1 protein-coding gene is annotated in these 1691 nt (G+C 76.0%); it reads right to left on the bottom strand.

Annotated elements, in window-relative coordinates; genetic code table 11:
• Window positions 1-46: 46 nt before the first annotated feature.
• Window positions 47-1450 (bottom strand): diacylglycerol/lipid kinase family protein, encoded by a 1404-nt coding sequence (locus AOK18_RS28030; RefSeq protein WP_055696141.1) that lies wholly within the window; start codon window positions 1448-1450, stop codon window positions 47-49.
• Window positions 1451-1691 lie beyond the last annotated feature (241 nt).

Here is a 1691-nt window from a genome sequence, read left to right as displayed (position 1 = left end):
GGGGCCGGGGGCCGGGGCTGAGGGCCGGCGCGGTGCGGGCCGGGCCCTACCGTCCGAGGAAGGGCCCCTGCCTCTCCGGGACGTCGGGGATCTCCGGAGGGTGCCGGAACCGGCTCGGAGCCGCGGTCCGGCCGACCGTCGCCGCCAGTTTGCGCAGCCGCCGCCAGTCCAGGCGCGGGGACGGTTGGGCCACGCCGGGCCGTTTGCGCGGGACGCGGACGCGGAGCGCGCCGGGCGCGATACGGCAGCGGACGGGGGCGGGCAGCAGCAGGGCCTCCCCGTCGACCCCTGCTTCCAGGTCCGCGCGGTCGCTCTCCACGAGGACCTCGGGGGCGGTCAGGATGGTGAGCCGGCCCCGCGAGGGGTCCAGCAGCAGCGCGGCGGCGTCGACGGCGCTCTCCACCTTGACGCCGAGGACACCGAGGACACCCGAGTCCAGCCGGTCCCTCCGGCCGAGCCCGAAGGGGTCGTCGGTGCGGTAGGGGTTGTTGCTCACCAGGACGGCCTGCGGAGCGTCGAGCGTCGTCTCCCCGACCCGGGCGACCAGCCGGGCTCCCTGCTGCCCGGTGAGCAGGTCGGGCAGCATCTCCAGACTGGTGCCGATCTTGTCGTCCCGGTACGCCGGACTCTGCACGATCGAGGCGTACGCGCCGAAGGACGCGTTGTTCACGAAGGGCTGCTCACCGGCGAAACCCAGATCGACGCGCAGCTCCACCCCGTCGGTGAGGGCGTCCAGACAGGAGGCCGGATCGCCGCGGTCCAGCCCCAGGTCCAGCGCGAAGTGGTTGCGGGTCCCGGCGCTGATGACCAGGAACGGGATGTCGTGCTCGGCGGCCACGGCCGCGACCAGGGCCTGCGTGCCGTCACCGCCCGCGGCGCCCAGCAGATCCGCGCCCCCCGCGACGGCCTCCCGGGCCATCGCCGTCACGTCGTTCTCCCGTTCCGGATCGAGCAGGACGACCCGGGCGCCCAGTCGTTCCGCCTTCTCCCGCAGGCGGTAGCGGCCCACTTTGCCGCCGCCCGACCGCGGATTCATGATGAGCACCGCCCGCCGGGGCAGCGGCATGCGCCGCTCCCGCGGCCGTTCCCGCGGTCGCTCGCTCCCCGTCCCGCGCAGCGCGAACCGCCCGCTCCACACGGCCAGCGTCCACAGCGCCAGCGACACCGGGAGGGCCCAGAACAGGAAGACCGCGGACAGGGCGATGACGGTCGCGGGAACACACACCGCCACCAGCGCGGCCACCCAGCGCAGCGGCCCCCGCAGCGTGAGCGTCCACCACAGCGCGGCGGCGCTGAGGGCGATCCCCGCCGCGCCGCAGAGCAGCAGCGCCAGCCCCCGAAGGCCCCCGTAGAGGAGTGGGAACACCACCGCGAGCGCGGCGGCGGCCAGGGCCGCCCGCGCGGCCCACCGCTGGGCCCGGTAGGCCCGCCTGCTCAAGTCCACGGCCATGACTCCTCCAGTCGCCGGCGTCATCGTAGGCCGTGCGGGGCCGCGGGACGCCTGCTTGCGGGGCCTGGTCACGGCGTATGTCCGACATTCGCGGGCCTGCCCCGTTCCCGTGCCCGACCCGGTTCCTTCCGGCCTCCGCCGCGACGCGGCACGGCCCTCGCCGCGCCCTTCTCCGTTCACCCGTTCCCGGGACCTCGGCGCGGAGGGCAGGCGTCCGCGGTCCGGTCCGCGGGCCCCGGCG

The organism is Streptomyces prasinopilosus, from assembly GCF_001419695.1.
GTDB lineage: Bacteria > Actinomycetota > Actinomycetes > Streptomycetales > Streptomycetaceae > Streptomyces > Streptomyces prasinopilosus.
This window is presented reverse-complemented; position numbering and strand designations above follow the sequence as displayed.